This window comes from Streptomyces sp. NBC_00873 (genome assembly GCF_045207415.1).
Taxonomy (GTDB): Bacteria; Actinomycetota; Actinomycetes; order Streptomycetales; family Streptomycetaceae; genus Streptomyces.
The window spans coordinates 7,647,383-7,673,286 of the sequence record NZ_CP108803.1; the positions used below are offsets into that span (position 1 = coordinate 7,647,383).

General features: G+C 70.8%; 31 protein-coding genes and 2 pseudogenes. 16 read left to right on the plus strand and 17 right to left on the minus strand.

Going from position 1 to position 25,904, the window contains the following annotated elements; all coding sequences use genetic code 11:
- Positions 1–162: 162 nt before the first annotated feature.
- Positions 163–669, minus strand: coding sequence for a hypothetical protein (locus OH809_RS35315; protein ID WP_406417436.1), 507 nt, complete (start codon positions 667–669; stop codon positions 163–165).
- 76 nt (positions 670–745) lie between these two features.
- On the opposite strand from OH809_RS35315, the gene OH809_RS35320 reads away from it, so the two are divergent.
- The gene (locus OH809_RS35320; RefSeq protein ID WP_406417434.1) at positions 746–1,108 is read left to right on the plus strand and encodes a holin; all 363 of its coding nucleotides are present in this window, start codon (positions 746–748) and stop codon (positions 1,106–1,108) included.
- A 431-nt stretch (positions 1,109–1,539) separates the two neighbouring features.
- On the opposite strand, the gene OH809_RS35325 is transcribed toward OH809_RS35320, so the two are convergent.
- The 8 genes from OH809_RS35325 to OH809_RS35360 form a co-directional block, all read right to left on the minus strand.
- Positions 1,540–2,049 carry a DUF3995 domain-containing protein gene (locus OH809_RS35325; protein ID WP_406417433.1) on the minus strand — a complete coding sequence of 170 codons (510 nt, stop codon included), beginning with the start codon at positions 2,047–2,049 and terminating at the stop codon, positions 1,540–1,542.
- Positions 2,046–2,396, minus strand: coding sequence for a DUF6191 domain-containing protein (locus OH809_RS35330; protein WP_406516305.1), 351 nt, complete (start codon positions 2,394–2,396; stop codon positions 2,046–2,048). The genes OH809_RS35325 and OH809_RS35330 overlap by 4 nt, the downstream gene beginning before the upstream one ends.
- A 329-nt stretch (positions 2,397–2,725) precedes the next feature.
- Positions 2,726–3,121, minus strand: a complete 396-nt coding sequence (locus OH809_RS35335; protein ID WP_406516036.1) for a hypothetical protein — start codon at positions 3,119–3,121, stop codon at positions 2,726–2,728.
- A gap of 192 nt (positions 3,122–3,313) precedes the next feature.
- A complete protein-coding gene (locus tag OH809_RS35340; protein WP_406417429.1) occupies positions 3,314–3,520 on the minus strand; it encodes a hypothetical protein in 207 nt (68 codons plus the stop codon).
- 78 nt (positions 3,521–3,598) lie between these two features.
- The gene (locus OH809_RS35345; protein ID WP_406417428.1) at positions 3,599–3,772 is read right to left on the minus strand and encodes a hypothetical protein; all 174 of its coding nucleotides are present in this window, start codon (positions 3,770–3,772) and stop codon (positions 3,599–3,601) included.
- Between the two features lie 9 nt (positions 3,773–3,781).
- Complete coding sequence (locus tag OH809_RS35350) at positions 3,782–3,913, minus strand: hypothetical protein (RefSeq protein ID WP_406417426.1); 132 nt, start codon at positions 3,911–3,913, stop codon at positions 3,782–3,784.
- A 702-nt stretch (positions 3,914–4,615) separates the two neighbouring features.
- Positions 4,616–5,488 carry an undecaprenyl-diphosphate phosphatase gene (locus tag OH809_RS35355; protein ID WP_406417425.1) on the minus strand — a complete coding sequence of 291 codons (873 nt, stop codon included), beginning with the start codon at positions 5,486–5,488 and terminating at the stop codon, positions 4,616–4,618.
- A gap of 231 nt (positions 5,489–5,719) precedes the next feature.
- Positions 5,720–6,433, minus strand: a complete 714-nt coding sequence (locus OH809_RS35360) for a TVP38/TMEM64 family protein (RefSeq protein WP_406417424.1) — start codon at positions 6,431–6,433, stop codon at positions 5,720–5,722.
- 49 nt (positions 6,434–6,482) lie between these two features.
- On the opposite strand from OH809_RS35360, the gene OH809_RS35365 reads away from it, so the two are divergent.
- The 5 genes from OH809_RS35365 (at position 6,483) to OH809_RS35385 (ending at position 10,495) form a co-directional block, all read left to right on the plus strand.
- Entirely contained in the window at positions 6,483–7,199 is a 717-nt protein-coding gene (locus OH809_RS35365; protein ID WP_406417422.1) for a DNA alkylation repair protein, read from the plus strand.
- An 83-nt stretch (positions 7,200–7,282) separates the two neighbouring features.
- Positions 7,283–7,450, plus strand: a complete 168-nt coding sequence (locus OH809_RS35370; RefSeq protein ID WP_406417420.1) for a hypothetical protein — start codon at positions 7,283–7,285, stop codon at positions 7,448–7,450.
- A 93-nt stretch (positions 7,451–7,543) separates the two neighbouring features.
- Entirely contained in the window at positions 7,544–8,713 is a 1,170-nt protein-coding gene (tuf, locus tag OH809_RS35375; RefSeq protein ID WP_406417418.1) for an elongation factor Tu, read from the plus strand.
- A gap of 68 nt (positions 8,714–8,781) precedes the next feature.
- Positions 8,782–9,627, plus strand: coding sequence for a patatin-like phospholipase family protein (locus tag OH809_RS35380; RefSeq protein WP_406417416.1), 846 nt, complete (start codon positions 8,782–8,784; stop codon positions 9,625–9,627).
- Positions 9,628–9,649: 22 nt separating this feature from the next.
- Positions 9,650–10,495 (plus strand): spermidine synthase, encoded by an 846-nt coding sequence (locus tag OH809_RS35385; RefSeq protein ID WP_406417414.1) that lies wholly within the window; start codon positions 9,650–9,652, stop codon positions 10,493–10,495.
- Here the strand turns inward: OH809_RS35385 and OH809_RS35390 are convergent.
- Together OH809_RS35390 and OH809_RS35395 are read right to left on the minus strand one after the other, a co-directional pair.
- A complete protein-coding gene (locus OH809_RS35390; protein ID WP_406417412.1) occupies positions 10,457–11,761 on the minus strand; it encodes an MFS transporter in 1,305 nt (434 codons plus the stop codon). The two genes, OH809_RS35385 and OH809_RS35390, sit on opposite strands and share 39 nt — an antisense overlap.
- A gap of 63 nt (positions 11,762–11,824) precedes the next feature.
- Positions 11,825–12,865: a hypothetical protein gene (locus OH809_RS35395; protein WP_406516037.1), complete on the minus strand. Its 1,041-nt coding sequence runs from the start codon at positions 12,863–12,865 to the stop codon at positions 11,825–11,827.
- A gap of 168 nt (positions 12,866–13,033) precedes the next feature.
- Between OH809_RS35395 and OH809_RS35400 the strand changes: the two genes are divergently transcribed.
- On the plus strand, positions 13,034–13,471 hold the full coding sequence (locus OH809_RS35400; protein ID WP_406516306.1) for a DUF4442 domain-containing protein: 438 nt from the start codon (positions 13,034–13,036) through the stop codon (positions 13,469–13,471).
- Between the two features lie 154 nt (positions 13,472–13,625).
- Positions 13,626–14,285, plus strand: coding sequence for a DedA family protein (locus OH809_RS35405; RefSeq protein WP_406417408.1), 660 nt, complete (start codon positions 13,626–13,628; stop codon positions 14,283–14,285).
- Between the two features lie 41 nt (positions 14,286–14,326).
- On the opposite strand, the gene OH809_RS35410 is transcribed toward OH809_RS35405, so the two are convergent.
- Positions 14,327–14,857, minus strand: a complete 531-nt coding sequence (locus tag OH809_RS35410; protein ID WP_406417407.1) for a gamma carbonic anhydrase family protein — start codon at positions 14,855–14,857, stop codon at positions 14,327–14,329.
- A gap of 144 nt (positions 14,858–15,001) precedes the next feature.
- Between OH809_RS35410 and OH809_RS35415 the strand changes: the two genes are divergently transcribed.
- Positions 15,002–15,739, plus strand: coding sequence for an acyltransferase (locus tag OH809_RS35415; protein ID WP_406516038.1), 738 nt, complete (start codon positions 15,002–15,004; stop codon positions 15,737–15,739).
- Positions 15,740–15,848: 109 nt separating this feature from the next.
- On the opposite strand, the pseudogene OH809_RS35420 reads toward OH809_RS35415, so the two are convergent.
- Positions 15,849–16,304: pseudogene (locus OH809_RS35420) on the minus strand (EamA family transporter); the annotation flags it as partial.
- Between the two features lie 93 nt (positions 16,305–16,397).
- On the opposite strand from OH809_RS35420, the gene OH809_RS35425 reads away from it, so the two are divergent.
- On the plus strand, positions 16,398–16,970 hold the full coding sequence (locus OH809_RS35425; protein ID WP_406417404.1) for a helix-turn-helix domain-containing protein: 573 nt from the start codon (positions 16,398–16,400) through the stop codon (positions 16,968–16,970).
- Positions 16,971–17,026: 56 nt separating this feature from the next.
- Positions 17,027–17,587, plus strand: a complete 561-nt coding sequence (locus tag OH809_RS35430; protein ID WP_406516039.1) for a YbaK/EbsC family protein — start codon at positions 17,027–17,029, stop codon at positions 17,585–17,587.
- A 43-nt stretch (positions 17,588–17,630) separates the two neighbouring features.
- On the opposite strand, the gene OH809_RS35435 is transcribed toward OH809_RS35430, so the two are convergent.
- Positions 17,631–18,464 (minus strand): aminoglycoside N(3)-acetyltransferase, encoded by an 834-nt coding sequence (locus OH809_RS35435; RefSeq protein ID WP_406516040.1) that lies wholly within the window; start codon positions 18,462–18,464, stop codon positions 17,631–17,633.
- A 70-nt stretch (positions 18,465–18,534) separates the two neighbouring features.
- Positions 18,535–18,960, minus strand: a complete 426-nt coding sequence (locus tag OH809_RS35440) for a CoA-binding protein (protein ID WP_406417399.1) — start codon at positions 18,958–18,960, stop codon at positions 18,535–18,537.
- 59 nt (positions 18,961–19,019) lie between these two features.
- Between OH809_RS35440 and OH809_RS35445 the strand changes: the two genes are divergently transcribed.
- The 4 genes from OH809_RS35445 to OH809_RS35460 all read left to right on the plus strand — a co-directional run bounded on the left by OH809_RS35445 (position 19,020) and on the right by OH809_RS35460 (position 24,546).
- Positions 19,020–19,646: a YigZ family protein gene (locus OH809_RS35445; protein ID WP_406417398.1), complete on the plus strand. Its 627-nt coding sequence runs from the start codon at positions 19,020–19,022 to the stop codon at positions 19,644–19,646.
- Positions 19,647–19,733: 87 nt separating this feature from the next.
- Positions 19,734–20,099 (plus strand): hypothetical protein, encoded by a 366-nt coding sequence (locus OH809_RS35450; RefSeq protein ID WP_406417396.1) that lies wholly within the window; start codon positions 19,734–19,736, stop codon positions 20,097–20,099.
- Positions 20,100–20,296: 197 nt separating this feature from the next.
- A complete protein-coding gene (locus OH809_RS35455) occupies positions 20,297–21,463 on the plus strand; it encodes an exonuclease SbcCD subunit D (RefSeq protein ID WP_406417395.1) in 1,167 nt (388 codons plus the stop codon).
- Entirely contained in the window at positions 21,460–24,546 is a 3,087-nt protein-coding gene (locus OH809_RS35460; protein WP_406516041.1) for an AAA family ATPase, read from the plus strand. The genes OH809_RS35455 and OH809_RS35460 overlap by 4 nt, the downstream gene beginning before the upstream one ends.
- On the opposite strand, the gene OH809_RS35465 is transcribed toward OH809_RS35460, so the two are convergent.
- Entirely contained in the window at positions 24,536–24,982 is a 447-nt protein-coding gene (locus OH809_RS35465; RefSeq protein ID WP_406417391.1) for an Lrp/AsnC family transcriptional regulator, read from the minus strand. The two genes, OH809_RS35460 and OH809_RS35465, sit on opposite strands and share 11 nt — an antisense overlap.
- Positions 24,983–25,076: 94 nt before the next feature.
- Here OH809_RS35465 and OH809_RS35470 point away from each other — a divergent pair, with 94 nt between their 5' ends.
- Entirely contained in the window at positions 25,077–25,565 is a 489-nt protein-coding gene (locus OH809_RS35470) for a rhodanese-like domain-containing protein (protein ID WP_406516042.1), read from the plus strand.
- 137 nt (positions 25,566–25,702) lie between these two features.
- Here OH809_RS35470 and OH809_RS35475 read toward each other — a convergent pair.
- Positions 25,703–25,897: pseudogene (locus OH809_RS35475) on the minus strand (hypothetical protein); the annotation flags it as partial.
- Positions 25,898–25,904 lie beyond the last annotated feature (7 nt).

Consider the following 25,904-nt stretch of genomic DNA (forward strand, 5'->3'; position numbering starts at 1 on the left):
AGCCGGTGCGCGGTAGCGCAGTCGGCTCCTTGCCGACCGCGCCCGCGTGGCGGAATGTGCGCCCGGTGGAGCGCCTCTGCTACGGGACCGGCGTGCTCCTCGTCGTCTCCGGGCCGCTGCATCTGATCGGGCCGCCTGACGGCCTTCGTCACGTCCAGCAGGTCAGCCGTCCAGCTCCCACCGGATCTCATCCGTCTTCAGCGACATCCCGATGATCGGCGCCCCCGCCAGAATCGTCGCCGCGTCCGTGAAGCACGACGACCCATCCACCATCGCGTCGGCCGACTTCTTACACCCGCTGGACTCATAGTCCCTCCAGGCCGGGCCCATCTTCCACACCTGATCCATCGTGCGCGGATAGCGTTGCTCTATCCCACCGTCAAGGACGGTAGTCCTCAACTCGTCGACCAGCGCCATGATGCCGCCCAGATGCGCGGCACACCCAGATGACCCCGGATCCGCACACACCCCATCACCACCCTCCTTGCTGGCCTCCTCGAACTTCGGCACCAACACCGAGGACAGTGTCTCCCCTGACGGGGCCGACGCCGCCTTCGACGGCTTCCCCCCGGACCCGCCCGCCTTCCCTTCACCGTCTCCGTCACCGCTGCTGCACCCAGCCAACACCACGCCGGCAACAGCCACAGCAGTCACAATCCAGAGCCTCACGCGCAACCCCTCAATCGGTGCCCCGGATGCTACGGAAGGCGGCACGACACTGATGGCCAAACGGACAAGGTGGCGCGTGTGCTCACGCCCTGGCTGCCCCGAGTACACCGACCAGGGCGGCCGCTGCCTCGACCACCGGCGCGATGTGGAGCAACGACGCGGCACCGCACGGCACCGCGGCTACGGCAAGCAGGACGAGACGCGCTTCCGGCCGGCCGTCCTCCCCCGCGACCCGCGCTGTGTGTGCACCGACGAGGGCCACGGCCACGCATCACCATGCGGCCAGCCATCCGTACACGCAGACCACTGGCCGCTCGACAGGCGGCAGCTCGTGGCCCAGGGCAAGGATCCAGACGATCCGGCCAACGGCCGCGGCCTGTGCACGTCATGCCACAGCCGACACACGGCCAGCGAGCAGCCAGGATGGTGGAACGCGTGAGCAGGCACGAGGTCGAGATCGTCAGCGACGGTCCACTCAGGCACCGCGTGCTCATCGATGACACGGACATTGCCAAGGGCCTGGCCGGCCTGCGACATCGGCGGCACTTGCCGAGATCATCGCGCGGTCAAGATCTACTTTCGTAGTGAACAGAGCCACAGAAGAGGCGGACTGATACCGCCCCAACTGTCGACTGCCTGCCACACTGGCCTTGGCCCCGCTGCGTCCCCCGTCGGCGGGGCCACTCACTGCGCGTTGTGGCCGTCGCTGATCGATAGCGGTCGGCTGTTTTCGACAAGGTGAAGTAGAGCCGGTGGGGCGGTGAGATTGGGAGCCGCTGGTCCGGCAACGAGATTGGGAGCCACCCTGTCTGATGGTGTGTGACCTGCCGCTGTTGGAGTAGTGGGGCTGTGGGCTGACTGGCGGAGCAATTAGCGGCTGGACGCGGGTGGCGGTTCTGCGTCGGTATGCCTGCTGGACCGAAGGGTCGCGAGGCCGAAGGCCAGTCCTCCGGCGATGAACCAGGGGTTCCAGAGGGCCAGCGTCCAGGCCCGCTGCCCCACACTCACGGAGGTGTCCAGGTGCGTTGTGTTGGTCAGCAGCAGCACCTCGATACCGACGCCACGGGCCAGTAGGAGGGCACTGACGCCCCACCCCAGCCACCTGGCCAGCAGAGCGGGACCGCCCCGGAGCCTGGACCGGGCAAGCAGCCATGCCAGCAGGGCGCCGAGGAGGCAGAGCGCACCCACACCCCACAAACCGGCTACGACGAACCACAGCGGGCGCTCGGTGGCCAGCGGACCGGCGGAGATGCTCAGCCCCACATCACCGCCGACGGCCCAGTAGAAGTGCAACCCGGCGAACGCGGCCGCCCACAAGCATGCGATACGCCCCCATAGCGTGGACGGTTCTGCGCCCGTTCCCTCCGGTTCGCGTTTCACCGCCGGCCCTCAAGGGCCTCGCGCCTGTCAGCGCACGGGTCGTCCGCTTCCTGTGGCAACACGATGAAGGCGGTGCCCTTGGTCAGGTCGATGCTGGAGCGGGGCGGCGCACCGTCGCTCTCGTCGTCCCGCCGCAGCAGCTCCACCCGCCGCTGCTCCAGCTCTACCGTTTTGTTTCCGTTCACGACCGCCGTGAATTCATCGAAGGCCGTGTTCGACAACGACCGCCCCGTGCGCCTGCGTAGCCACGGGATCAAGCCCAGCCCCGTGAACCATCGCCACGCGCTCTCCGCCAGGGCGAACAAGACCAGTAGACACACGAATGCCGAGAACGACATGGCCCACATCGCCACAGCTGACCCCCCATCGCCCTCAACACAGTTGACGGTCGGGAAACGACGGAGGGGTCGGCGTCGTTCCTATCGGACGTGCGGACTGGGAGAAATCGCCACGCGAGCCATCGGTCCGCGCGTGGACCGCTCGCACAGGCACTCCGGCACCCAGCCCGGCAACGTCGTATGTCACCGGACAGGGGTGGCTCCCAATCTCGTTGCCGATCATGGACCTGTGCCACGGTCCAACTCCGCCACGAACAGAGCGACGTGGCTCCCATTCCCATTGCCCGAGTGGCTCCCGTCCACCCTGTCGAAAACAGGTCGGCAGGTCGGCGGGGTTGTCACTCAGGGCAGAGCGTCTCCCGCAGCGCGGCATTCAGCTGCTTCCCTTGCGCGTCCGTTAACGGCCGGGAGTCGTTCCCGAAGCGCTGCGCCGCGAGCCAGTCAGCCTTGTCACCCCCGTCCATAAGCGTGGTGCACTGGTTTCGCCCCGCGTCGATGGCTTTCTCCTCGTCCTCGACGAGGCGCGGGTCCACGGCCCGGATCGCGCGAAGGTAGACCTCGCGGCCGGCCCCCATCGGTTCGGGAGGAAGGCCTGCCGTCATCTCGGGGGCGGAATAGTCGGCGGTCGGCGTCGTCGCCCTCGGCGCGGGCTTCGTAACGTCCTTTTCCCCGGCCGAGCAGGCGGTGAGAGACAGCGCAGCAACAGCAGCGAGCAGGACAGCGACGGGTCTCACGATGGCACTCCATGTGTAGGTGTGCATGGTCTGACCCGTGAGGTACGCAGATAGTTGCGCAGGCCCCAAGTGACCCTCGGACCGGTTGTCATACCGGCCCGCTACCGTGGACTCATCACATTCGCGCCTATGGCTGGGCGCAGCTACGAGACCGCCCCGCCCGGAACAGCGCCCGGACGTGGCGGACGCGTATCAACTGTTGCCCTCTGGCTCCGGTTGCAGCACAGCCTTCTTCACGGCCATCTCCAGCTCGAACCGGGACACCCCGGTCGCCTCGGCGTGCGCGGTCACCGCGGCCTGGAACTTTGCCGCCGCCTCACGCCACGGCGCCCACGCCTCCTCCGTGTACGGCTCGGCGAGGGCCTTGCGCTGCTCTTCAGCGGCGGAACGTTCCAGCATGATCAGATCTTCAGGGAGATCGATTGCCGCGGCCGGATCGTAAACGGCAGCACTGACAATCGACTGCAGCCGCGCAGGTCAGGCAGCTGCGACGACATCCGCCCGGACTGCCGCCTCCCACTCCACCAGCAGCCGCTGATACTCCGCCTCACCTTCCGGCGACAGCGGGCCGGCCGCCCACAGCGCGCGGATGTCCGCGTTCACCGCGACGGGGGAGCGCACAGGGGTGGCGGGCGAAGGGGTGATCGACATGAGAGAAGGCTACGAGGTGGGACTGACAACCGCGCCGACCGCGTCGAGGGCGAGCGACTTCGCTACCCGCCTCGATGCCGCACCGATCGCCACCGCGTCACCGGAGCGTTCGGCCGCAGCCAGGGCTCTGTCGGCGACCACCGCGGCCTGCACGGCTGTTGCTGGGCCGTACTTATGAAGGAATGAGGCCGTGAGCTGTAGAACTCGCGACAGCAGGGCGTGAGCCTTGCTGGCCTCAGCGCCAGCCCGCGCGGCAGAAGCCGCGCCGCTCTCGCCAGTAGGCGATGCGTCGGCCGATGCGTCCAGTCTCCATGGAGCACTTCCCGAACAGAGCACGCACTTTGCGTGCCCACCCCCGTTGTACCCCGTCCTGCCTTGCAGTCACAGCAGATCAACGAGAGCCGGGGACGCCATGACCGTGAGGGACTTACCGACAGTCAGTGACCTGACGGAACAGCAGCAGCGCGGATGGTCCTGCGTCTGGTGCAGGGCACCTCTCACCGTCGGCGAGGACATGGACCTCGGAGAGAAGCGGGCTCGGCCCGAGGGAGGTGCTGCGTACAGCTGGTTCCCGCGGGCCTGCTCGGATGCCGTCGCCTGCGCCGCCCGGGAAACCGAGCAGGCGCCATGACGTCATGTGTCACTGCCATTCGTTGAACGGTCTGACCGGGGCGAGGCTGCGGTCCACCCCTCCAGATGGCGGCCTCGCCCCGGTTCAGTCATCTGGGAGACCGAATGGGAGACGAGTGGGAGATGATCATGTCGAGCGGGCTCGAAATGCCTCTAGTTCACACTAGTAATCTCCAGTTCGAAGCTAGCGTCGAGGCCGGAAATGAAGCGCGATCAGCCCGCCGACTCGCCCGCGTGCGGGCTCAGTACCCCCGCAGCCACCAGCGCGAAGAGGAGCAGTCCGAGAAGCACGCGGTAGATGACGAACGGCATGAAGCTCTTGGTCGTGATGAACTTCATGAACCAGGCGATGACCGCGTATCCGACGCCGAAGGCAATGAACGTCGCGAAGATCGTCGGCCCCCATGACACATGCCCCTCGCCCGCGTCCTTCAGCTCGAAGACACCCGAGGCGAGCACCGCCGGGATCGCGAGCAGGAACGAGTAGCGGGCGGCGGCCTCGCGGGTGTAGCCCATCAGCAGACCGCCGCTGATCGTGGCGCCCGAGCGGGAGACGCCGGGGATCAGGGCCATCGCCTGGCAGAAGCCGAAGATCAGGCCGTCCTTGACGCCGAGTTCCTTGAGGGACTTGCGCTCCCTGATCGCCCGGTGCTTGCCACCCACCTCGTCGCGGGCGGCGAGGCGGTCGGCGATGCCGAGGACGATGCCCATCACGATCAGGGTGGTGGCGATGAGTCGGAGGTCGCGGAACGGACCCTCGATCTGGTCCTTGAAGGTCACGCCGAGGACGCCGATCGGGATGGAGCCGACGATGACGAGCCAGCCCATCTGCGCGTCGTGGTTGCCGCGCATCGACCGGTTGGTCAGCGAGCGGAACCAGGCCGAGACGATCCGGACGATGTCCTTCCGGAAGTAGATGAGGACTGCGGCCTCCGTGCCGATCTGGGTGATGGCGGTGAACGCCGCACCCGGGTCTTGCCAGCCGGCGAACGCTGCGGTGAGCCGCAGATGCGCGCTGGAGGAGATCGGCAGGAACTCGGTCAGTCCCTGAACGAGGCCCAGGACGAACGATTCGAACCAGCTCATGGGGCTTTGGCCATCCCGGAAGTGATCGTGCATCGGTCGACGGCCTCCAGGGCCGTCGACAGTGTGCGGATTGCGGTCATATGGGGGACGGGCCACGTCGGGCCCGGTGCTCGTCTGTGGTGCGCGGGCAGCGTATCGCCCTTGGGTGAACGGGGGTACGACTGCCCCCGCACCCACTGCTGACCCCCGGTGGTGTCAGAGGGGCACCGGACCGCAGACCGGCTCACAGGCTCAGTCCGAGGCGAGGCGGTGCCGCTTGCGCCAGGCGACGAAGGCCGCGCCGACGCCCGTCAGCACGATGAAGCCCATCGCCGCCAGGAACGCGGGCGATGTCGGGGACGAGGCCTCGCTGCCCGCGACGACGTAGGCGGCGGTGTTCGGGATCGAGCCGAGCCCGGTGGCCACCAGGAACGGCGGATACCCCATCCGTGAGACCGCGGCGCAGTAGTTGGCGGCGGCGAACGGAACCCCCGGGAAGAGCCGCAGCGCCAGCATCGAACGGAAGCCGTGCCGGCTCAGCTGCCCGTCCGCAGCCTTCAGCCAGCGCCCGCGCACCAGCGTACGGAGCGCGTCCTGCCCGAGCACCCTGCCCAGCCCGAACGAGATGCCCGCGCCGAGCACCGTGCCCGCCAGGGCGGCGGCCAGACCGGCCTGCGACCCGAACAGCGCACCCGCGGCGAGGTTGAGGAGCGGCCGCGGCACGAACGCCACGGTGGACACGCCGTACGCGAGGCCGAACAGCAGGACCGCTGCGCCGCCACCGCTCAGCTGCGCCGGCCAGCCATGGGCCAGGAGGCGCTGGGGATCGAGGAGCAGCGTGGTGGCCGCGGCGGCCAGCAGCACGGCCACGAGCAGCGAGAACCGGGACCAGGGCGAGAGCAGCGCCCTCGTGCAGCGCACGGCGAGGCCGGTGGCGGGCCGGGCGGCGGGGACGGGGTCGAGCATTCGGGGAGAGTAACCGACATCTGCTGGTGATCGCCGTAATGTGCACCGTATGAGCCCCGCAGCCGAAGCCGCTCCCGGCGTGCCGCCGAGCGAGCTCGCCGACACCGTGCTGGCGCGTCTGACGGTCCTCTACCCCACGGCCGCCGATCCCGGGAGGGCGGCATCCGCCGGCGCGTACATGAAGCACGTCGCCCCGTTCCTCGGCATCCCCACCCCGCAGCGCCGGGCCCTGTCACGCACGGTCCTGGACGGCACCGGGCGTCCCGACGAGGCGGACTGCGCGGCCGTCGCCGTGCGCTGCTGGAAGCTGCCCGAGCGGGAGTACCAGTACTTCGCCGGCGACTATCTGCGCCGCCACGTGCCCCGCTGTTCCTCCCGGTTCCTGCCCGTCGTACGGCACCTCGTCTCCACCGTCCCCTGGTGGGACACCGTCGATGTGCTCGCCGCCCATGTCGCAGGACCGCTCGTCGCCGCCGACCCGGAGCTGAAGACGGTGATGGACGAGTGGATCGAGGACGACAACCTGTGGATCGCCCGCACCGCCCTGCTGCACCAGTTGCGCCACCGGGACGCCACCGACACCGAACGGCTCTTCGGCTACTGCCTGCGCCGGGCGGATCACCCCGACTTCTTCGTCCGCAAGGCGATCGGCTGGTGTCTTCGCGAGTATGCCAAGACCGATCCGCGGGCTGTAAGGCACTTCGTCGACGGCGCCCGGGACCGGCTCTCGCCGCTGTCCGTACGCGAAGCCATGAAGCACCTCTGAGGCGTGGTCGGCGCCGAACTCCCTTTTTGGGCCCGGTGGAAAACCATTCGACGGGGCCGCGGCCGTCGGCCATGATCGGACCCATGTTCCGGTACGCCTTCCTCGCAGCGCAGTCCGCAGTCGCGGACGCGCCGAAGGCTGCCGTCATCCCTTCCTTCCTCGTTGCCGCCGCAATCACCGCGGCAGCAGCCGCAGTCGACGCAGCAGCGTTCACCGCTCCCGCAGCGCCCATCGGCGGCGCCCGAAGCTGACCCTCCCCCGACAGTCCGGCGGACCCCGTAAGGGGAGGGTCGGCGGGGCCCTGGGGTCTTCTCTCTCAGCTTCGAGTTTCCAAGGAATGAGCCATGCCCAAGACGGCATACGTGCGCACCAAGCCGCACCTCAACATCGGCACCATGGGCCACGTCGACCACGGCAAGACCACCCTGACAGCCGCCATCACCAAGGTCCTCAGTGACCGCGGCACCGGCACGTTCGTCCCGTTCGACCGCATCGACCGGGCGCCGGAGGAGGCACAGCGCGGCATCACCATCAACATCGCGCACGTCGAGTACGAGACCGACACCCGGCACTACGCACATGTCGACATGCCCGGTCACGCCGACTACGTCAAGAACATGGTCACCGGCGCCGCGCAGCTCGACGGGGCGATTCTCGTCGTGTCCGCGCTCGACGGGATCATGCCGCAGACCGCCGAGCACGTCCTGCTCGCCCGCCAGGTCGGCGTCGACCACATCGTCGTCGCCCTCAACAAGGCCGACGCGGGCGACCCGGAGTTGACCGACCTGGTCGAGCTGGAGGTCCGCGAGCTGCTCTCCGCGCACGGCTACGGCGGCGACACCGTCCCCGTCGTCCGCGTCTCGGGCCTGAAGGCGCTGGCCGGCGACCCGCGCTGGACCGCGTCCGTCGAGGCATTGCTGGACGCCGTCGACACGTACGTACCGATGCCGGTGCGCTACACCGACGCGCCGTTCCTGCTGCCGGTGGAGAACGTCCTTACCATCACCGGCCGGGGCACGGTCGTCACCGGAGCCGTCGAGCGCGGCACCGTACGCGTCGGTGACCGGGTCTCCGTGCTCGGCGCGGACATCGAGACGGTCGTCACCGGCCTGGAGACCTTCGGCAAGCCGATGGAGTCCGCGCAGGCCGGTGACAACGTGGCGCTGCTCGTACGCGGGGTGGAGCGCGACCGGGTCCGCCGCGGCCACGTGGTGGCGGCGCCCGGCAGCGTGACGCCGAGCCGTCGTTTCACCGCGCAGGTGTACGTCCTGTCGGCGCGGGAAGGCGGCCGGACCACGCCGGTCGCCACCGGCTACCGGCCGCAGTTCTACATCCGTACCGCGGACGTCGTCGGGGACGTCGACCTCGGCGAAGCGGCGGTGGCGCGCCCCGGCGACACGGTCACCATGACCGTCGAACTGGGCCGCGACACCCCGCTGGAGCCCGGGCTCGGCTTTGCGATCCGCGAGGGCGGCCGCACGGTCGGCGCGGGCACCGTCACCGGCCTGCTCTGATCCGGGCGCCGGGTCCGCATCCCGACCCCACGGGAGGCGGACCCGGTGCCCTGCGCGAGACTGACGGCATGGCAGACATTGCACTGGTACTCGGAGCAGGCGGTGGCACCGGCGGCGCCTGGGAGACCGGAATCCTGCACGGGCTCGCCGAGGCGGGCGTGGACCTGTCCACCGCGGATCTCGTCATCGGAAGCTCCGCCGGGGCCCTCGTCGGTGCCCAGCTCGCCTCCGGACTGCTCGGCCTCCCGGAACTGTACGCACGTCAGCTGGCCGATCCGCAGGGCGAGACCGGCGGGAAGCTCGGCACCGCCAACCTCATGCGCTACGCCCGGGCGGTGCTGACCTCCCGTACCCCGGAGGCGTACGGGCAGAAGCTGGCCCGGATGGCGCGGGAGACCCGGACCGCCATCACCGCGGCCGAACGGCAGGAGCTGATCGCGAGCCGGCTCCTGTCGCCCGACTGGCCCGAGCGGCAGCTGCGGATCACCGCCGTCCGCGCGGACACGGGTGAACTCCACATCTTCGACAAGGACAGCGGTATCCCGCTCGCCGACGCCGTCACCGCCAGCTGCGCCGTCCCCGCAGTCTGGCCGGTCGCCACCATCGACGGGCAGGGCTGGATCGACGGCGGGGTGTACTCCCCGGCCAACGCCCATCTGGCCGCAGGGTATGAGCGCGTCGTCGTCATCGCACCGACGGCCAGTGGCAACAAGGTGATCATCTCCCCCCGGTCCCAGGCCACCGACCTCGAAGCGAAGGGTGCCCGGGTCGCGGTCATCACCCCGGACGCGGCTGCCAGGAAGGCATTCGGCCGCAACTCCCTCGACCCGAGCCGCCGGGCCGCCGCCGCCCGCGCCGGACTCGCGCAGTCCGCGGCGCACACCGAAGCGGTCGCCGCGGTCGTCGGCAGCTGAACCGGCACCCCACAATGGGGGAGTGAACGAGCCGATACCCGTGATCCGAGAAGTGGACCAGGGCACCGCCAGACTCCTTCCCGACGTGGACCGGGACCGGGCCTGGCTGCTCACGGTCGACGGCGCACCCCAGTCGTACGTCGACCTCGACGATCCGGTCCACCTGGAGTTCGAGTACGCCCGACGGCTCGCCCATGTCCTGGACTGTGCCGCGGAACCGGACGCGCCTCTCGACGTACTCCACCTCGGCGGCGGCGCCCTCACCCTGCCCCGCTATGTCACCGCGACCCGGCCGGGTTCCCGGCAGGTCGTCGCCGAGGCCGACCTGGGCCTGCTCGCCCTGGTCGCCGAGCAGCTGCCACTCCCCGACGACAGCGGCATCACCGTGCACGGCACCGACGCCCGCGGACTGCTGGAACAGACACCGCCCGGCACCGTCGACGTCCTGATCGCGGACGTGTTCGGCGGATCGCGCGTGCCCGCGCACCTCACCTCCGTCGAGTACGCGCAGGCGGCCGGGCGGGCTCTGCGGGACGACGGCATCTATGCCGCCAACCTCGCCGACGGCGCACCCTTCGCATTCCTCCGCTCGCAACTGGCCAACTTCGCCGCCGTCTTCGAAGAGCTCGCGCTGATCGCCGAACCGGCGGTGCTGCGCGGCCGGCGCTTCGGCAACCACGTCCTGGTCGCCTCTCGCAGCCCCCTCGACACCGCGGCCCTGGCCCGCCGCTGCGCCGCAGACGTCTTCCCCGCCCGGGTCGAGCACGGCACCGGTCTGGCCCGGCTCATCGGCGCGGCACGGCCGGTCGGGGACGCCGACGCGGTCGCCTCACCCGAGCCGCCCGACGGTTCCTTCGGTATCGGCTGACAGCGTCTTGCCTGACGCAACCTCGATGGTTGCGGTCCGGCGGGTGAGGTTGCGTACGTCGGGTACGAACAGGACGGCCGCCGTGCAGAGCACGACCAGCGCCGCGCAGCCCCACAACGCCTGACCGCGCCCGACCAGGCCCTCCACCGGACCGGCGACCGCGGTGGCCAGCGGCAGCATCGCCACCGATCCGAACCAGTCGTACGCGGATACGCGCGACAGCTTCTCCTCCGGGATCTCCTGATGCAGGGCCGTCATCCAGGAGACGCCGAACACCTCGATGGTCACGCCGCTGACGAACATCACCGCGCTGAGCCCGGCCACCGGCAGCGGCACCGCCAGCGCCGCCGACGGCAGGGCCAGCGGGAAGACGCAGAGCGTCCCGGCGAGCAGGAGCCGCCGGGGTTTCCAGCGCATCATCAGCAGCGCCCCGCACAGCGTCCCGACCCCGAACGCGGCGAGCGCGAATCCCCAGGGACGGGCGCCGCCGAGCTCGTCCCTGGCGACCAGTGGCCCGTACACCGACTCGGCGGCACCGACCACGGCGACCACCACCGAGAACTGCGCCACGATCGACCACAGCCAGGGGCGGCCGCTGAACTCCTGCCAGCCCTCGCGCAGATCGGACAGGAGTCCGCCGCCCGGCTCCCGCGCCGGGATGTGGGCGACATCCAGGAAGGCGCGCAGCGCACCGGCCACCGCGAAGGCCGCCGCGTCGACGGCCAGCACCCAGCCCGGATTCATCGCCGCGATCATGGCACCGCCGAGCGCGGCACCACCGATGGCGGCCCCGTGCATCGACATCCGGAAGAGCGCGAAGGCGCGGCCGGCCTGTTCGCCGCTGACACTGGACATCAGCATGCCCTCGGCCGCCGGGTTGAAGAACGCCTGCCCGGTACCGCACAACGCGGTGAGCAGCATCATCTGCCACAGCTTCGGGTCGCCGGCCAGGACCAGCCAGGCGAACGCGGCCTGCGAGACACAGTTGAGCGCGTTCGCCGCCACCATCACCCGGTGGCGCGGCACCCGGTCCGCGATGGCGCCGCCGATGAGCAGGAACAGCACCAGCGGCGCGGTACGGGCGGCTGCCACCAGGCCGACGTCACCGCCGTCGCCACCGGACTGCAGAACGGCGAACGCCGCCGCGATCAACGCACCGTGGGTACCCAGGCCGGTGATGATCGCGGCGGCGGTCAGCAGACCGTAGTTGCGGCCGGCCCAGGCGGGGCGGCGGATGCGGGGACGGGGGATGCCGGCAGGAGTCACCGAGGAACTATCGCTGCCGGGCCCCCGCCCTGCCAAATGCTTTGCCGGAGCAGGTGGAGCAGGTCAGGAGGCGGTGACCTCGGTCAGCCGCACCGTGCTGAGGATCTTCATGATCGTGGCATCCGGGAGCTCGTCCTTGACGGAGTCGGCACCGTAGAGGACCCAGGAGGAGAAGTCACCGTTCTTGTTCTTGAAGGTGAAGGCGAAGGTCTTGCCGTCGGAGTCGCACTTCTTCTTCTTGGTGACGTCAGGGGCGGTGGCCGTCACGAGGCTGCCGGTCAGACCCGACCGGGTGGTGTACTTCTTCGCCTTGCTGAACTTGATGGTCTTCTGCGGCATGTGCTGCGCGTAGGCGGCCCATGCCCAGGTCCCGGCCTCACTGTGGGCGTTGGCGTCGGCGTCGGTGGCGCCCGCGGCGCCGCGGGTGCCCGCACCGGCCAGGCTGTACTCCTCCTTGGTGCCGTCCTTGTCGTCGTCGTCGACGCACCACTTCTTCTGGAAGTACGCCGGAGCGGAGAAGCCGATGAGGGGCGAGCCGTCGCCCTTCTCGTCGTCCTCGAAGTACGAGAACGTCCCGGGCGAACCGACCTCCCAGTCACCGGGTACGTCGAACTGGGTGCCCCACTTGGGGTTGGTGACGACCTTCCAGCCGGCGACGAGAGGCTTGGCGTCCCCGTCGGCGCCCCGCGGGTTCGGTACCGCGGAGGACGTGTCGGCGGGCGGCTCCGACGTCGCCGACGACGTCCCGCCGTCGGCGACGTCGGAGCCGCCCTTGTCGTCCTTGTTCATCACCACGACGCCGGTGACCACGGCGGCCACGACCACAGCAGTGGCTGCGACGATCGCGACGACGGTCGTCTTCTTCTTGTTGTCGCCCCCGGGCTGCGGTGCACCGGGCGGGCCCGGGACCGCGTACTGCGGCACGGTGGGCTGCTGGTACGGATTTGGCTGCGGGTATCCCGGCTGCTGCCCCGCCTGGCCTTGCTGCTGATATCCCGGCTGCTGATAGGGGTTCGGCTGTTGGTACCCCGGCTGCTGATACGGGTTCTGATTCTGGTTCTGCGGGTTTTGCTCGCCCCCGGGCGGCTGCTGTCCTGGCCACATGGCGAGTAACCATAGAGGGACGGCGGCCGGTCGACTACGCCCGCCCCCGTGAAGGATCGGTCGGGGCGGTGGCCGCGCGGATGCCGAAAGGGGAGCGTGCGGGCGTGATCCAGGGATGGCCAAACGCTCCTACCCGTGAGTAACCTTCGGCTCATGAGCACTGAACAGATGACAGTCGGAGACATGCTCCTCGCGACGGTTCCGATGGCCAGGACCCTCAACCTCGAGTTCATCGAGACGACCTCGGAGCGCGCGGTCGTCCGGATGCCGGACCGGGCCGACTACCACAACCACGTCGGCGGACCGCACGCAGGAGCGATGTTCACGCTCGCGGAGTCGGCCAGCGGCGCGATCGTCCTCGCCGCCTTCGGGGACCAGATGTCCCGCGCCGTACCGCTCGCCGTGAAGGCGGAGATCGGCTACAAGAAGCTCGCGATGGGCGTCGTCACCGCCACCGCGATCCTCGGCCGGCCGGTGGCGGAGGTCGTCGCCGAACTCGACGCGGGCAAGCGGCCCGAATTCCCCGTCGCCATCGAGATCCGGCGTGCGGACGGCGCGGTCACCGGCGAGATGACCGTCGTGTGGACGCTCCGGCCGAACGCCTGAGCGGCCTGCCTCCCCAGCTGGGCCGTCCCACCCCATCGAGGGTACGGGCGGCCCATCGTGCTGTCCGCGCAGATGGCACGACAGGTAGGCTGCCCGCCGTGCGCCGAGGAATTGCCCGGCGGGCGACGGCACATCAGCACGGGAGGAACCGGCGTTGCACATCCAGGAGTGGCTGGAGACAGTCCCCGCGGTCAGCGTGTACGTCCTGGTGGGCGTCGTCATCGGTCTGGAGAGCCTGGGCATTCCGCTGCCGGGCGAGATCGTCCTCGTCAGCGCGGCGCTGCTGGCCGCCGGACACAGCGGCATCAACCCGGTGATCCTCGGTGCCTGCGCCTCCGCCGGGGCGATCATCGGGGACTCGATCGGATACGCCATCGGCCGCAAGGGCGGCCGGCCGCTCCTCGCCCGGCTCGGCGGGAAGTTCCCCAAGCACTTCGGCGAGGACCAGATCGCCACGGCGGAGCGGTCGTTCCACAAGTGGGGCATGTGGGCGGTGTTCTTCGGCCGCTTCGTCGCGCTGCTGCGTATCTTCGCCGGACCGCTGGCCGGCGTCCTGCACATGCCGTACTGGAAGTTCCTGATCGCCAATGTGCTCGGCGGCATCGTCTGGGCGGGCGGCACCACGGCGGTCATCTACTCGGTCGGAGTCGTCGCCGAGGCCTGGCTCAAGCGCTTCTCCTGGCTCGGCCTGGTGGTCGCCGTGCTGATCGGGCTGACCTCGATGCTGGTCCTCAAGAACCGGGCCAAGAAGGCGGCGGCCCAGTCCGCCGAACGTACCGTGGCCGAGCCGGGGACCGTACCGGCAGCGGACTGAGCCCGGGCGGCCCGGCTGACCGGGCCCCACTCGTCCGTCACTCAGCTCTCGTGCGCCTGACGGTGCTCCTTGGCCAGTTCCACGTACCCGACGGCATTGAACGTGATGCCCTCGAGCTCCTCCTCGGTCAGCTCCCGCTTGACCTTGGCGGGCACGCCCGCGACGAGCGAGCCCGGCGGCACCCGCATCCCCTGCGGGACCAGCGCCTGGGCCGCGATCAGCGAACCGGCGCCGATGTGCGCACCGTTGAGGACCGTGGCCCCCATGCCCACGAGAACGTCGTCCTCGACGGTGCAGCCGTGCAGTACGGCGTTGTGCCCGACCGAGACGCGCTCGCCGACCGTGACGGGGAACCCGGGGTCGGCATGGACGCTGCAGTTGTCCTGGATGTTGCTGCCGGCGCCGATGGCGATGGGAGCGCAGTCGGCCCGCAGCACCGCCTGGTACCAGACGCTGGAGCCCGCGGCCAGGGTCACCTCGCCGATCACGACCGACGTCGGCGCGGTGAACGCGTCCGCGTCGATGTACGGCTCGTGGCCGCCCATGCCCGTGATCAACGCCTGCTCTGCCATTGCCCGTTCCTCCGTGTCTCCGACCGTGGTTGTCCGTTCGCGCCAGGGGAACGGTATGCGACAGCCGTCCGGCCGCCGGTGAGTGGGGTGAACATCACAAGGAGCCGCGGTGACCGGCCCGGGTGCGCCGACTACGGTGAGCGAGTGCCCAAGAACAGCAACACGTTCTCCTCCCTCGCCGCCTGGCGACGGCGCCTCCTGTCCCGAGCCGTCCAGCGCGGCTGGCGTGCGGTACAGGAGGCCGGCGCGATCACCGCGGAACACGCGGGCGGGCTGCGGTTCGGCCGTATCGGCGAGGGGACCCGGCTGGCGTTCCCCCAGGGCACGGTCTTCGGGGAGCCGTGGATCGAGCTCGGCGACCACTGCATCATCGGCGAACAGGTCACCCTGACCGCCGGACTCATGCCGGACCTGGACCTCGGCTCGGAACCCATCCTGACCCTGGGGGACGGGGTGGTGCTCGGCCGCGGCAGCCACGTCGTCGCCGACACCACGGTGGCCATCGGGTCGAACACGTACTGCGGACCGTACGTCTACATCACGTCGACGAACCACAGCTACGACGATCCGCACGAGCCGGTCGGCCGGCAGTGGCCGCGCATGGAGCCGGTCACCATCGGACCCGGCTGCTGGATAGGCACGGGTGCGGTGGTCCTGCCGGGCGCCAGGCTCGGGCGCAACGTGGTGGTCGCGGCGGGCGCGGTGGTACGTGGCGAGGTGCCCGACCACGCGGTCGTGGCCGGTGCGCCCGCACGCGTCGTACGCAGCTGGGACCCGGAGAAGGGCTGGCAGCCGCCCCTGCGCACACCCGCCCCGGTGCCGATCCCGGCGGGCGTGACGCCCGAGCAGCTGCTGGCCGTCGCGGAACTGGAAGACAGCTAGGGTCTTTCGTTTGGATCAGGGAGCGGGGTCCGGCCTGATCCGCCGGACACGCCTGGCGCGAGTCCGCCGCCTATCCGGTGGCGAGCAGCACCGTTCCCACCCGAGCCAGACCGGCCCCCGCCGCCTGCACTGTGCGCAGCCGCTCACCCAGCACCCCGCGCAGCTCCGGCCCGCCCGCCAGCACGATGCCCACGACCGCCACGGCAACGCCCGCGAACTGCAGCAGACCGGGACGCTCGCCGACGATCAGTCCGACACTCACCGGCACGGCAACGCCCAGCGATCCGAGCGGGGAGACGACCCCCATCGGGCCGAGCGCCAGCGCCGTGTAGAAGCTCAGCATCGCGACCGGCCCGACCGCACCCGCCGCGACGGCGAACCAGAGCTGCGGTCCTGCCTCGCTCCAGCCGCCGGTCACGACCACGACGACGCCCAGCACGAGGGCTGCCACCGTCTGCGAGACGACGACCACGGTGAGCGCGGGCACACGTCGCGTGAGCAGCCCGCCGCCGAAGTCGGCCAGTCCCCACAGCAGGCTGGTGGCCAGGGCGAACAGTGCTGTCATGGCATGCCTCGCAGTACAGTGCGATGAACGAGTGGGTGCACCACACCGTAGTGCAGTATTTTCGACTCTGTCATCCAGAATATTGGACGGAACGTGTCTGACCTCGACCAGCTCACGCAGTCGCTCGCGCGCAACCTCAAGCGCTGGCGCGGCGAACGCGGCTTCACCTTGGACGCCCTCGCCGCCCGCGCGGGCGTCAGCCGAGGCATGATCATCCAGATCGAGCAGGCGCGCACCAACCCGAGCGTCGGCACCACCGTCAAGCTCGCCGACGCGCTGGGCGTCAGCATCACCACCCTGCTCGACTACGAACAGGGCTCCCATGTGCGGCTGGTGCCCGAGAGCCAGGCGGTGCGCATGTGGTCCACCGAGGCGGGCAGCTCCACGACTCTCCTCGTCGGTACGGAGGCCAGGGGTCCCCTCGAACTCTGGTCCTGGCGCCTGATGCCCGGCGAGGGCAGTGCCTCCGACCCGCATCCCGAAGGCACCGTCGAACTCCTGCACGTCACCACGGGCGTACTCACTCTGGTCGTCGACGGCGAGGCGCACTCCGTACCTGCAGGCACCTCCGCCACCTTCGAGGCGCACCACCCGCACGCCTACCGCAACGACGGCTCCGAGCCCACCGAACTCACCATGGCGGTCTCCATCCCGCCGGCCCGCTGAGTTCACCGGCTGAGACGGCCAACCGGGCCTCGCGCAGGCCTTGTTAAGTTGCATCCATGCGCGCACCCATCGGCTCCTTCGAGAACGCCGGCCCCGCCGTCGACCGCCTCGGCCTCCTCACCCCACCGGTCGCCAAGGCGGTGAGCGAGGGGTGGGGCGACGTCCCCGCCGAGCGGATCCTCCACGTCGACACGGACCCGGCGATCGCGGACACGGCGGCCTTCGTCGAGCATCACGGTGCCGAGCTGCTCGACAGCTCGGCCAACTGCGTCGTGGTGGCGGGCAAGCGCGGTGGCGACGTCACCCTGGCTGCTTGCGTCGTCCTCTCGCGCACCCGCGTCGACGTGAACGGGGCGGTCCGCAAGCACCTCGGCGCCCGCAAGGCCTCCTTCGCCCCCATGGACACGGCAGTCGGCGAGACCGGCATGGAGTACGGGGGCATCACCCCGATCGGGCTCCCGGACGAGTGGCCCCTGCTGCTCGATCCCGCGGTGGTCGACCAGGAATGGGTACTGATCGGCAGCGGGAGCCGCCGGGGCAAGCTGATCGTCCCGGGCAGGGCTCTGGCCTCGCTGCCGAACGCGGTGCTTGTCGAGGGGCTCGGCGTCGAGGTGTGAGGCGGGTCTGGCAGAGGGCGCAAGCCGAGGACCGGCCGCCGGGTTACGGCTGGGTTCCCCGCAGTGACGGAAGCCGGCGGGTCGCGAAGTCGACCGCGTCGGTGAAGTCGAAGAGCCGGGCGGTCGCCGAGCCCACCGGGCCGGTGCGTACCGCCGCGCCGTTGTTCGTGCGGGCGAACTCCGCCCCGAGCGCGGCGAAGTCGCTGTCGTCCAGTGCCACGTCCTCGTACTCCCACCAGTGGCGTCTGCCCCGGGTCGTCACCACGCAGCGGTAGGTGCGGCGCGGCGGGGTGGGTACGCGGTACTCGCCGAGGTGGAACGCGGTGCAGGAGTCGAAACCGGTGCCCAGCAGCAGCACTTGAGCCCGTACGTCGTAGAGGCAGGCCAGCGGTGAGTCCTCCCCGAGGTGACAGTCGGGGCGGTGGTGTGCGACCAGCTTGTCGGCGAGGGGACCGAGGGCGGCGAACGAGGTCTGCGGGTGGCTGCTGCGTGCCGCCCCCGGGGTCAGCCGTACGGCCTCCGCGAGCCGGCCCATCGAGGGTGCGGCCGTGGTGGCGGGATCGAACGGCGGCATGCTCGCGCGGACGGCCTCCCGGGCGTGGTCGGTGAGGCCGCGGACCCGGTTGCGGTACTGGGGGGAGGTGTCGGAGTTCTCCGGTGTGAACGACGGGACGATCAGGGTGCCGTCCTCGCCGAGCGCGTCCCGCAGCGCACCGATCACGGCACCGGCCCCGCCGCTGACCGCTCCCACCGCCCGCATCGACGCATGCACCAGGAGGACTGCACTCCGCTCCGCGCCGAGCCGGGACAGCTGACCGGCCAGCCGGCTTCGGCGGTGGGCGACGTTCACGGCACTCGGCGCACTGGGGACACTCACAAGGGTGCATTCTCCCAGCGGAGCGCCATGTGTGATACCCCGCACATTCGGCCGAGGAGTGGCATGTCGCTTATCGGTCCAGAAGGGATATTTCGATCGCCGGGCAGTGGTCCATCACCATGTCGAGTCCGGCCGCCCGGGTGCGTTCGTACGCTGCGTCGTCGATCACGCCGAGCTGGAACCAGACCGCCTTCGCGCCGATCGTGACGGCCCCGTCCGCGACGGCGCCCGCCAGTTCACTGTTGACGAAGACGTCCACGACATCGACCGGGAACGGGATGTCGGCCAGCGACGCGTATCCCTTCTCGCCGTGCACCCGTTCCGCCTTGGGATGCACCGGGACCACGCGCTTGCCGAATTGCTGGAGGACCGCGGCGACGCGGTAGGCCGCGCGCGACTCGTTGTCGGACAGTCCGACCACGGCCCAGGTGTCGCCCGCGTCCCGGAGAATCCTGCGGATCGTCTCTGTCTCGGCCTCTGCGGCGTCTGCGTACATGATCCGGACAACGGACTGCGGCCGCGGGCCATTCCCGCTGCTGCGCATAGAGTGGCCGGATGCAGGAGCAGTACCGGACAGTCGCGCGAGCGGGCGTGCACGAGACCGAGATCAACCGATCGCGCTTCATCTGCGCGCTCGCCCCCGCCGCCACCGAGCAGGAGGCGCAGGACTTCATCGCACGCATCCGCAGGGAACACCCGACCGCCACCCACAACTGCTTCGCGTACGTGATCGGCGCCGACGCCTCCGTACAGAAGGCCAGTGACGACGGGGAGCCTGGTGGCACCGCGGGCGTGCCCATGCTGCAGATGCTGATGCGCCGGGAGATGCGGTACGTCGCCGCCGTCGTCACCCGCTACTACGGCGGGGTGAAGCTCGGCGCCGGAGGGCTCATCCGCGCGTACGGAGGAGCGGTCGGCGAGGCGCTCGACGAGCTCGGCACGATCACCCGGCAGCGGTTCCGGCTCGCCACGGTCACCGTCGACCACCAGCGGGCGGGCAGGCTCCAGAACGACCTGCGCGCCACCGGGCGGGCCGTGCGGGAGGTGCGGTACGAGGAAGCGGTGATCATCGAGATCGGGCTGCCGGACGCGGATGTCGAGGACTTCCGGCGCTGGCTGGCCGACACGACGGCGGGTGAGGCGCTGCTGGAGCTGGGCGGCGAGGCGTACGGGGACACCTGAACGCCCCCGGCAGGGTGGCACGGCCGGGCAGCGGAACCGGAATTCGGTGGGGGGAGAGCGGGCCGCGTCCCTCAGCCTCTCGGTCAGTTGATCATTGTCGGGCTGCAGGGCGCATCCGACCTCCCGAGGGGACCTTCGCATGAGAGCCGAGCCGCAGGCTGTGGACAGCAGGAGCTCGCCGCGGATCTGCTCGGCTACGCCCCTGCTCGTCGTGGACGACCGCGAGCAGGCCGCGGCCATGGGGCTCTCGCCGCGGCGGAGCTTCCGGCCGATGTCGCCCACGCCACCCTCGGGGACGGGCTGCGCGGCGAGCATCCCGGGCGTACCACTGGTTCGGAGCGATCCGTGTACGCCCCCGTCGGGCTTCCCTGGCAGGATCTCGCCGTCGCCTGGGCCGCATACCGGCAGGCGGAACGGCTCGGCATCGGAACGCGGATCGGTCTTCTTGGCTGAACACGTCGGAGGCGGCGCGTGGCGATGGGAGACTGTGGGCTGTGAGGAAGCGGGTTCGTGAGGGATCAGGGGCGCAGCGGCGTCAGCGTGGTCGGTGCCGACCGTGCGCTCCCGCGCCGGTCCGGTGCGGCTCCCGGGCACGGCAGGCGCGGACGCTGGGTGCGAAGGAAGAGAAACATGCAGGTCGGAGCCGGGTCTTGAGGATTCTGCACACATCGGACTGGCACCTGGGGCGGTCGTTCCACCGGGTCTCGCTGCTGGAGGCACAGGCCGCCTACCTCGATCATCTGGTGGCGACCGTCCGTGAGCGCGAGGTCGATGCCGTCGTCGTCGCGGGTGATGTCTACGACAGAGCCGTGCCCCCGCTGTCCGCCGTCGAGCTCTTCGACCGGGCCCTGCACCGGCTCGCCGCCGCGGGCGTACCCACGGTGATGATCTCCGGGAACCACGACTCGGCCCGCAGGCTCGGCGTCGGCGCAGGACTGATCGGACGGGCCGGTATACATCTGCGTACCGACCCGGCGGAGTGTGCCACCCCCGTCGTTCTGCACGACGAGCACGGCGATGTGGCGTTCTACGGGCTGCCCTACCTCGAACCGGCCCTCGTCAAGGACGTGTTCAAGGCGGAGCGGGCCGGACACGAAGCGGTGCTGACCGCCGCCATGGACCGGGTCCGCGCCGACCTCGCCACCCGGCCGGAATCCACCCGCTCCGTGGTCCTCGCCCACGCCTTCGTCGCGGGCGGCGAACCCAGCGACAGCGAGCGCGACATCACCATCGGCGGTGTGGCCGCCGTACCCGCCGGAGTCTTCGACGGCGTCGACTACACGGCGCTCGGTCATCTGCACGGCTCCCAGGCCGTCACCGACCGGGTGCGCTACTCCGGCTCACCCCTCGCGTACTCCTTCTCCGAGGTCGCCCACCGCAAGACCATGTGGCTGATCGACCTCGGAGCCACCGGAACGATCACCGCCGAGCGGATCGACTGCCCGGTGCCCCGCCCGCTCGCCCGCCTCCGCGGCCGCCTGGACACCCTGCTCGAAGACCCCGCGCTGGCCCGGCACGAGGAGGCATGGGTGGAGGCGACCCTCACCGACCCGGTCCGTCCGGACGAGCCGATGGCCCGCCTCCTGGACAGGTTTCCGCACACCCTGAGCCTCGTCTTCGAACCCGAGCGGGCCCCCGAGGACCCGCTCGCCTCGTACGCACAGCGCCTCAGGGGGCGCGACGACCAGCAGATCGCGGAGGACTTCGTGGCGCATGTCCGGGGCGGGAACGGGGCGGACGACCAGGAGCGCACGGTGCTGCGCGGCGCCTTCGACCACGTACGGGTGGACGACGGCGTACGAGAGGTGAACCGTTGAGACTCCACCGGCTCACCCTCACCGCCTTCGGCCCGTTCGGCGCCACCCAGGAAGTCGACTTCGACGCGCTCTCCGCCGCCGGACTCTTTCTGCTGCACGGACCCACCGGAGCGGGGAAGACCTCCGTCCTCGACGCCGTCTGCTACGGGCTGTACGGCGCGGTGCCCGGAGCCCGCCAGAGCCCCGGCACCTCACTGCGCAGCGATCACGCCCCGGCCGGCCTCCCCACCGAGATCCGGCTGGAACTGACCGTCGGCGGACGGCACCTGGAGATCACCCGGCGCCCGGCCCAGCCCCGCCCCAAGAAGAAGGGCGAGGGCTTCACCACCGAGAAGGCGCAGAGCTGGCTGCGCGAGTACGACCCCGAGCACGGCTGGCGGGCGCTCAGCCGCTCGCACCAGGAGATCGGCGAGGAGATCACCCAGCTCGTCGGGATGAGCCGGGACCAGTTCTGCCAGGTGGTGCTGCTGCCGCAGGGCGACTTCGCACGCTTCCTGCGCGCCGATGCCGAAGCCCGCGGCAAACTGCTCGGCAGACTCTTCGACACCCGCCGCTTCGCGGCCGTCGAGGAACGGCTCACCGAACTGCGCCGCACCACCGAGACGCAGGTCAAGGCCGGGGACGAGCAGATCCTCGGGATCGCCCAGCGGATCGCCCAGGCCGCCGGACCTGCTGCCGGTGAACTGCCCCTGCCGGACGCCCGGCCCGGCGATCCGGGACTCGCGGACGGCGTACTGGAGTGGGCTGCAGTGGCCCGCAGTAACGCCCGGGAACGGCTCGACATCGCCGAGTCCGTACTCTCCGCCGCCGAGAGCGGGCAGGCCCTCGCCCGCCGCGAACTCGACACCGCACGCGAACTCGCCAGACTCCAGCAGCGGTACGGGGAGACGCGCCGCCGCGCCTGCGAGCTCGAAGCCCGCCGCCCCGAGCGGGACCGGCAGCGCGAGCGGCTCGAACGCGCGCGCAAGGCTGAACTCGTCGCCCCCGCACTGGAGTTGCGCGACGACGCCGAGCGCGCCTACCGGACTGCCCGAGCAGCCCGTGAGCGCGCCCGCGCCCAGCTGCCCGACACCCTTGTCGACGCCGGTGCGGAGCAGTTGGCAACCCTGGAACGCAGGCTCCGACAGGAGCTCGGCGGTCTCGACGCCGCGCGTCGTGCCGAGCGGCGCAGCGCGGAGATCGACACCGAGCGGGCCGAACTGGAACGCCAGGCCGGCGCCGACGACGAACTGATCCAGGAAGCGGAAGGCTGGCTGGCGGGCTGGGAGTCCACTCGCCGCGAGCTCCAGGAACGCATCGAGACGGCACAGGAGTCCGCGACCCGCGCGGAACATCTTGCGGGGCGGCTTGAGCCGGCCCGCCGCCGCCTGGACGCGGCCCGTCTCCGCGACGCGCTCGCGGCCGAGGCGACGGATGCGGCCGACCGGCTGGCCGCGGCCCGCGAGCGCGCCCTGGGTGCACACGAGAGGTGGCTTGGGCTGCGCGAGCAGCGGCTGCGCGACATCGCCGCCGAGCTCGCGGCGGAACTCGTCGACGGCGAGGCCTGCAAGGTCTGCGGGTCGGGCGACCACCCGGAGCCCGCGCGGGCAGCGGACGGGCATGTCGACCGGGCAGCCGAGGAGGCGGCTCTCGCCGTGTACCGGCGGGCCGAGCAGGCGCGTACCGAGGCGGATCGGGAGCTCGGAGTCGTACGGGAGAAGCACGCGGCGGCGCGTGCTGCGGCGCTGCCCGTGGTGGGGGCCGCTGCCGATGATGCCTCTGATCGCGGAGCCGCCGGGACTGCCGATGACGGGCCCCATGCTGCTGAACCCGCGGTTGTCGAACTTGAGGCGCTGGTAGCCGAGTTGGCTGCCGATCACGCCCATGCGCACCGTTCCGCCGCCGGAATGCACGCCGCGCGCGAGGCCCTCGCGGTCGCCGAACGGGAGCAGACCGAGAGGCGCGAAGCGCGGCAGCAGGCCGAGCGCCGCTCCGCCGGCCGGATCTCGCGGCGGGAAGGGCTCGATCGGGAACAGGCGGGCCTGGAAGCCGAGTTGACGGCCGCTCGCGGCGAATCCGGCAGTGTCGCCGCGCACGCTGCCCTGTTGGAACGCCGGGTGGCCCTGCTCGCCGACGCCGCCGAGGCGGTGCGCGCCGAGGAGCTGGCGGCGCGGCGCAGCAAGGAGGCCGACGGCCGGCTCGCGGACGCCGCGTTCCGGGCCGGGTTCGACACTCCTGAGGCTGCCGCTGCCACCCTGCTCACGGACGCCGAGCACCGCGACATCCAGCACCGGATCGATGGCTGGCAGGCCGAGGCCGCAGCCGTCGCCGAACGGCTCGCCGAGCCCGAGACCCGCGCCGCCGCCGAGCACCCGGAGGCCGACCCCGACGCCGCACAGGCCGCGTACGACGCGGCCGAGGGGCGACTGCGGAACGCCGCCGCCACGCTCGCCGCCGCCCGGGAGCGCTGCGCCGAACTCGGCCGGCTGTCCCGCCGCGCGGCGCAGGACGTGCGCACGCTGGGACCGCTGCGCGACGAGTACGACCGGGTGGCCCGGCTGGCCGGGCTCACCGCAGGCACCTCCGCGGACAACGAACGGAAGATGCGGCTGGAGTCGTACGTTCTTGCCGCCCGGCTCGAACAGGTCGCCGCCGCCGCCACTGCACGGCTGCAGCGGATGTCGTCGGGCCGCTACACGCTCGTCCACTCCGACGCCCGCACCGGAGGCCGCCGGTCCGGCCTCGGGCTGCATGTCGTCGACGCCTGGACCGGCCGTGAGCGCGACACGGCGACGCTCTCGGGCGGCGAGACGTTCTTCGCCTCCCTGGCTCTGGCGCTCGGTCTCGCCGACGTCGTCACCGACGAGGCGGGAGGGGTCCGGCTGGACACACTCTTCATCGACGAGGGGTTCGGCAGCCTCGACGACCAGACCCTGGACGAGGTCCTCGACGTACTGGACTCGCTGCGCGAGCGGGACCGCAGCGTCGGCATCGTCAGCCACGTCGGCGATCTGCGCCGCCGGATCCCCGCCCAGCTCGAAGTGGTCAAGGAGCGGCACGGGTCGGCGGTGTTCCACCGCGCGGCCGGCGGGGTCAGCGGCTGACCGGCCGCCGGGGGAGGGGCGAGGAGTAGACGACGCTGGTAGTGACGGAACCGAGCGTGCCGATCTTCCCCGCGACCTCCTCCAGGTGGCTCATCGAGCGAGCGGTCACCTTGAGGACGAAGCAGTCGTCGCCGGTGACATGGTGGGCTTCCACGATCTCGGGCGTCGCGTCGAGAAGATCGTGGAACGGCTTGTAGTTGCCGTTCGGGTAGCGCAGCCGTACGAGGGCGAGAATCGGCAGTCCGAGCGCCTCCGGGTCCACCACGGCGGCGTACCCACTGATGATTCCCGCCTCCTCGAGGCGGCGCACCCGCTCCGTCACCGCGCTCGGGGACATCGCGACGGCGCGGGCCAGCTCGGCGAAGGTCGCCCGTCCCTCGAGCTGCAGGACATCGAGGAGGCGCCAGTCGGTGGCGTCCGGGGAATAGTCGGTCATATCCGAGAGACAACAGGGAAATCCCCGGCGGATCAAGAGTCGTGCCGGGGATCTCGTCTTCCGGCAAAGGGTCACTGGTCGTAGATTTTTGGTCATGACTTCACAGCTCACCGCCTCCGCAGCCAACGCCGTCCTCCGCGTTCCGCCGACCGCACCGGCCGCGGCCGCCGCGTACTTCGGCGCCTCGCTCGCCTTCCACGCAGACGTCTCCGATGTCGCCGCCGCTCTCGCGGCCGACGGTGACCCCGGCTTCGTCGTCCTCGACTCCCGGTCCACCGCCTCCTGGGACCAGGGGCACGTCCCCGGTGCGATTCACCTGCCCACCGCGCTCATCGCCGAGCAGGCCCGGGATCTCCTCGACCCGGCCGTCCCCGTGGTCACGTACTGCTGGGGCCCCGGCTGCAACGGCGCCACCCGCGCCGCGCTGGCACTCGCCGAACTCGGCTACCGGGTCAAGGAGATGCTCGGCGGTTTCGAGTACTGGGTGCGTGAGGGCTTCGAGTTCGAGACCTGGGAGGGATGCGAGCGGCGCACCGCGGACGCGCTCACCGCGCCGGTCGACTCCGACGACTGCGGCTGCTGAACGGCGAACGCGGCGGGACCGTCGTGCCCGCGTGGCGCGCCGGAAACCCGTCTGACAAGCCGGGCGGATACCGCAGGAGGGCCGACCACCGGGCGGGACATCGACGTCGAGCGCGGCGTCAGGCGCTGCGACCGGGACCGGTACCAGTACGGTCCGGAGCCGCGCTCCACCCGGGCGAGCGCAGCCCCGACGTCCCCGGCGAGCAGCGCGTCGTGGTCCAGCAGCGTGACCCGGCCGCCGCACTCCCGTACCGCTTCGGCTTCCCCGGCGAACCGTGCGTCGGGGCGCGTGGAACGCAGCGGGTCGGAGCAGAACAGGAACCTTGTCGTGATCGTTGCG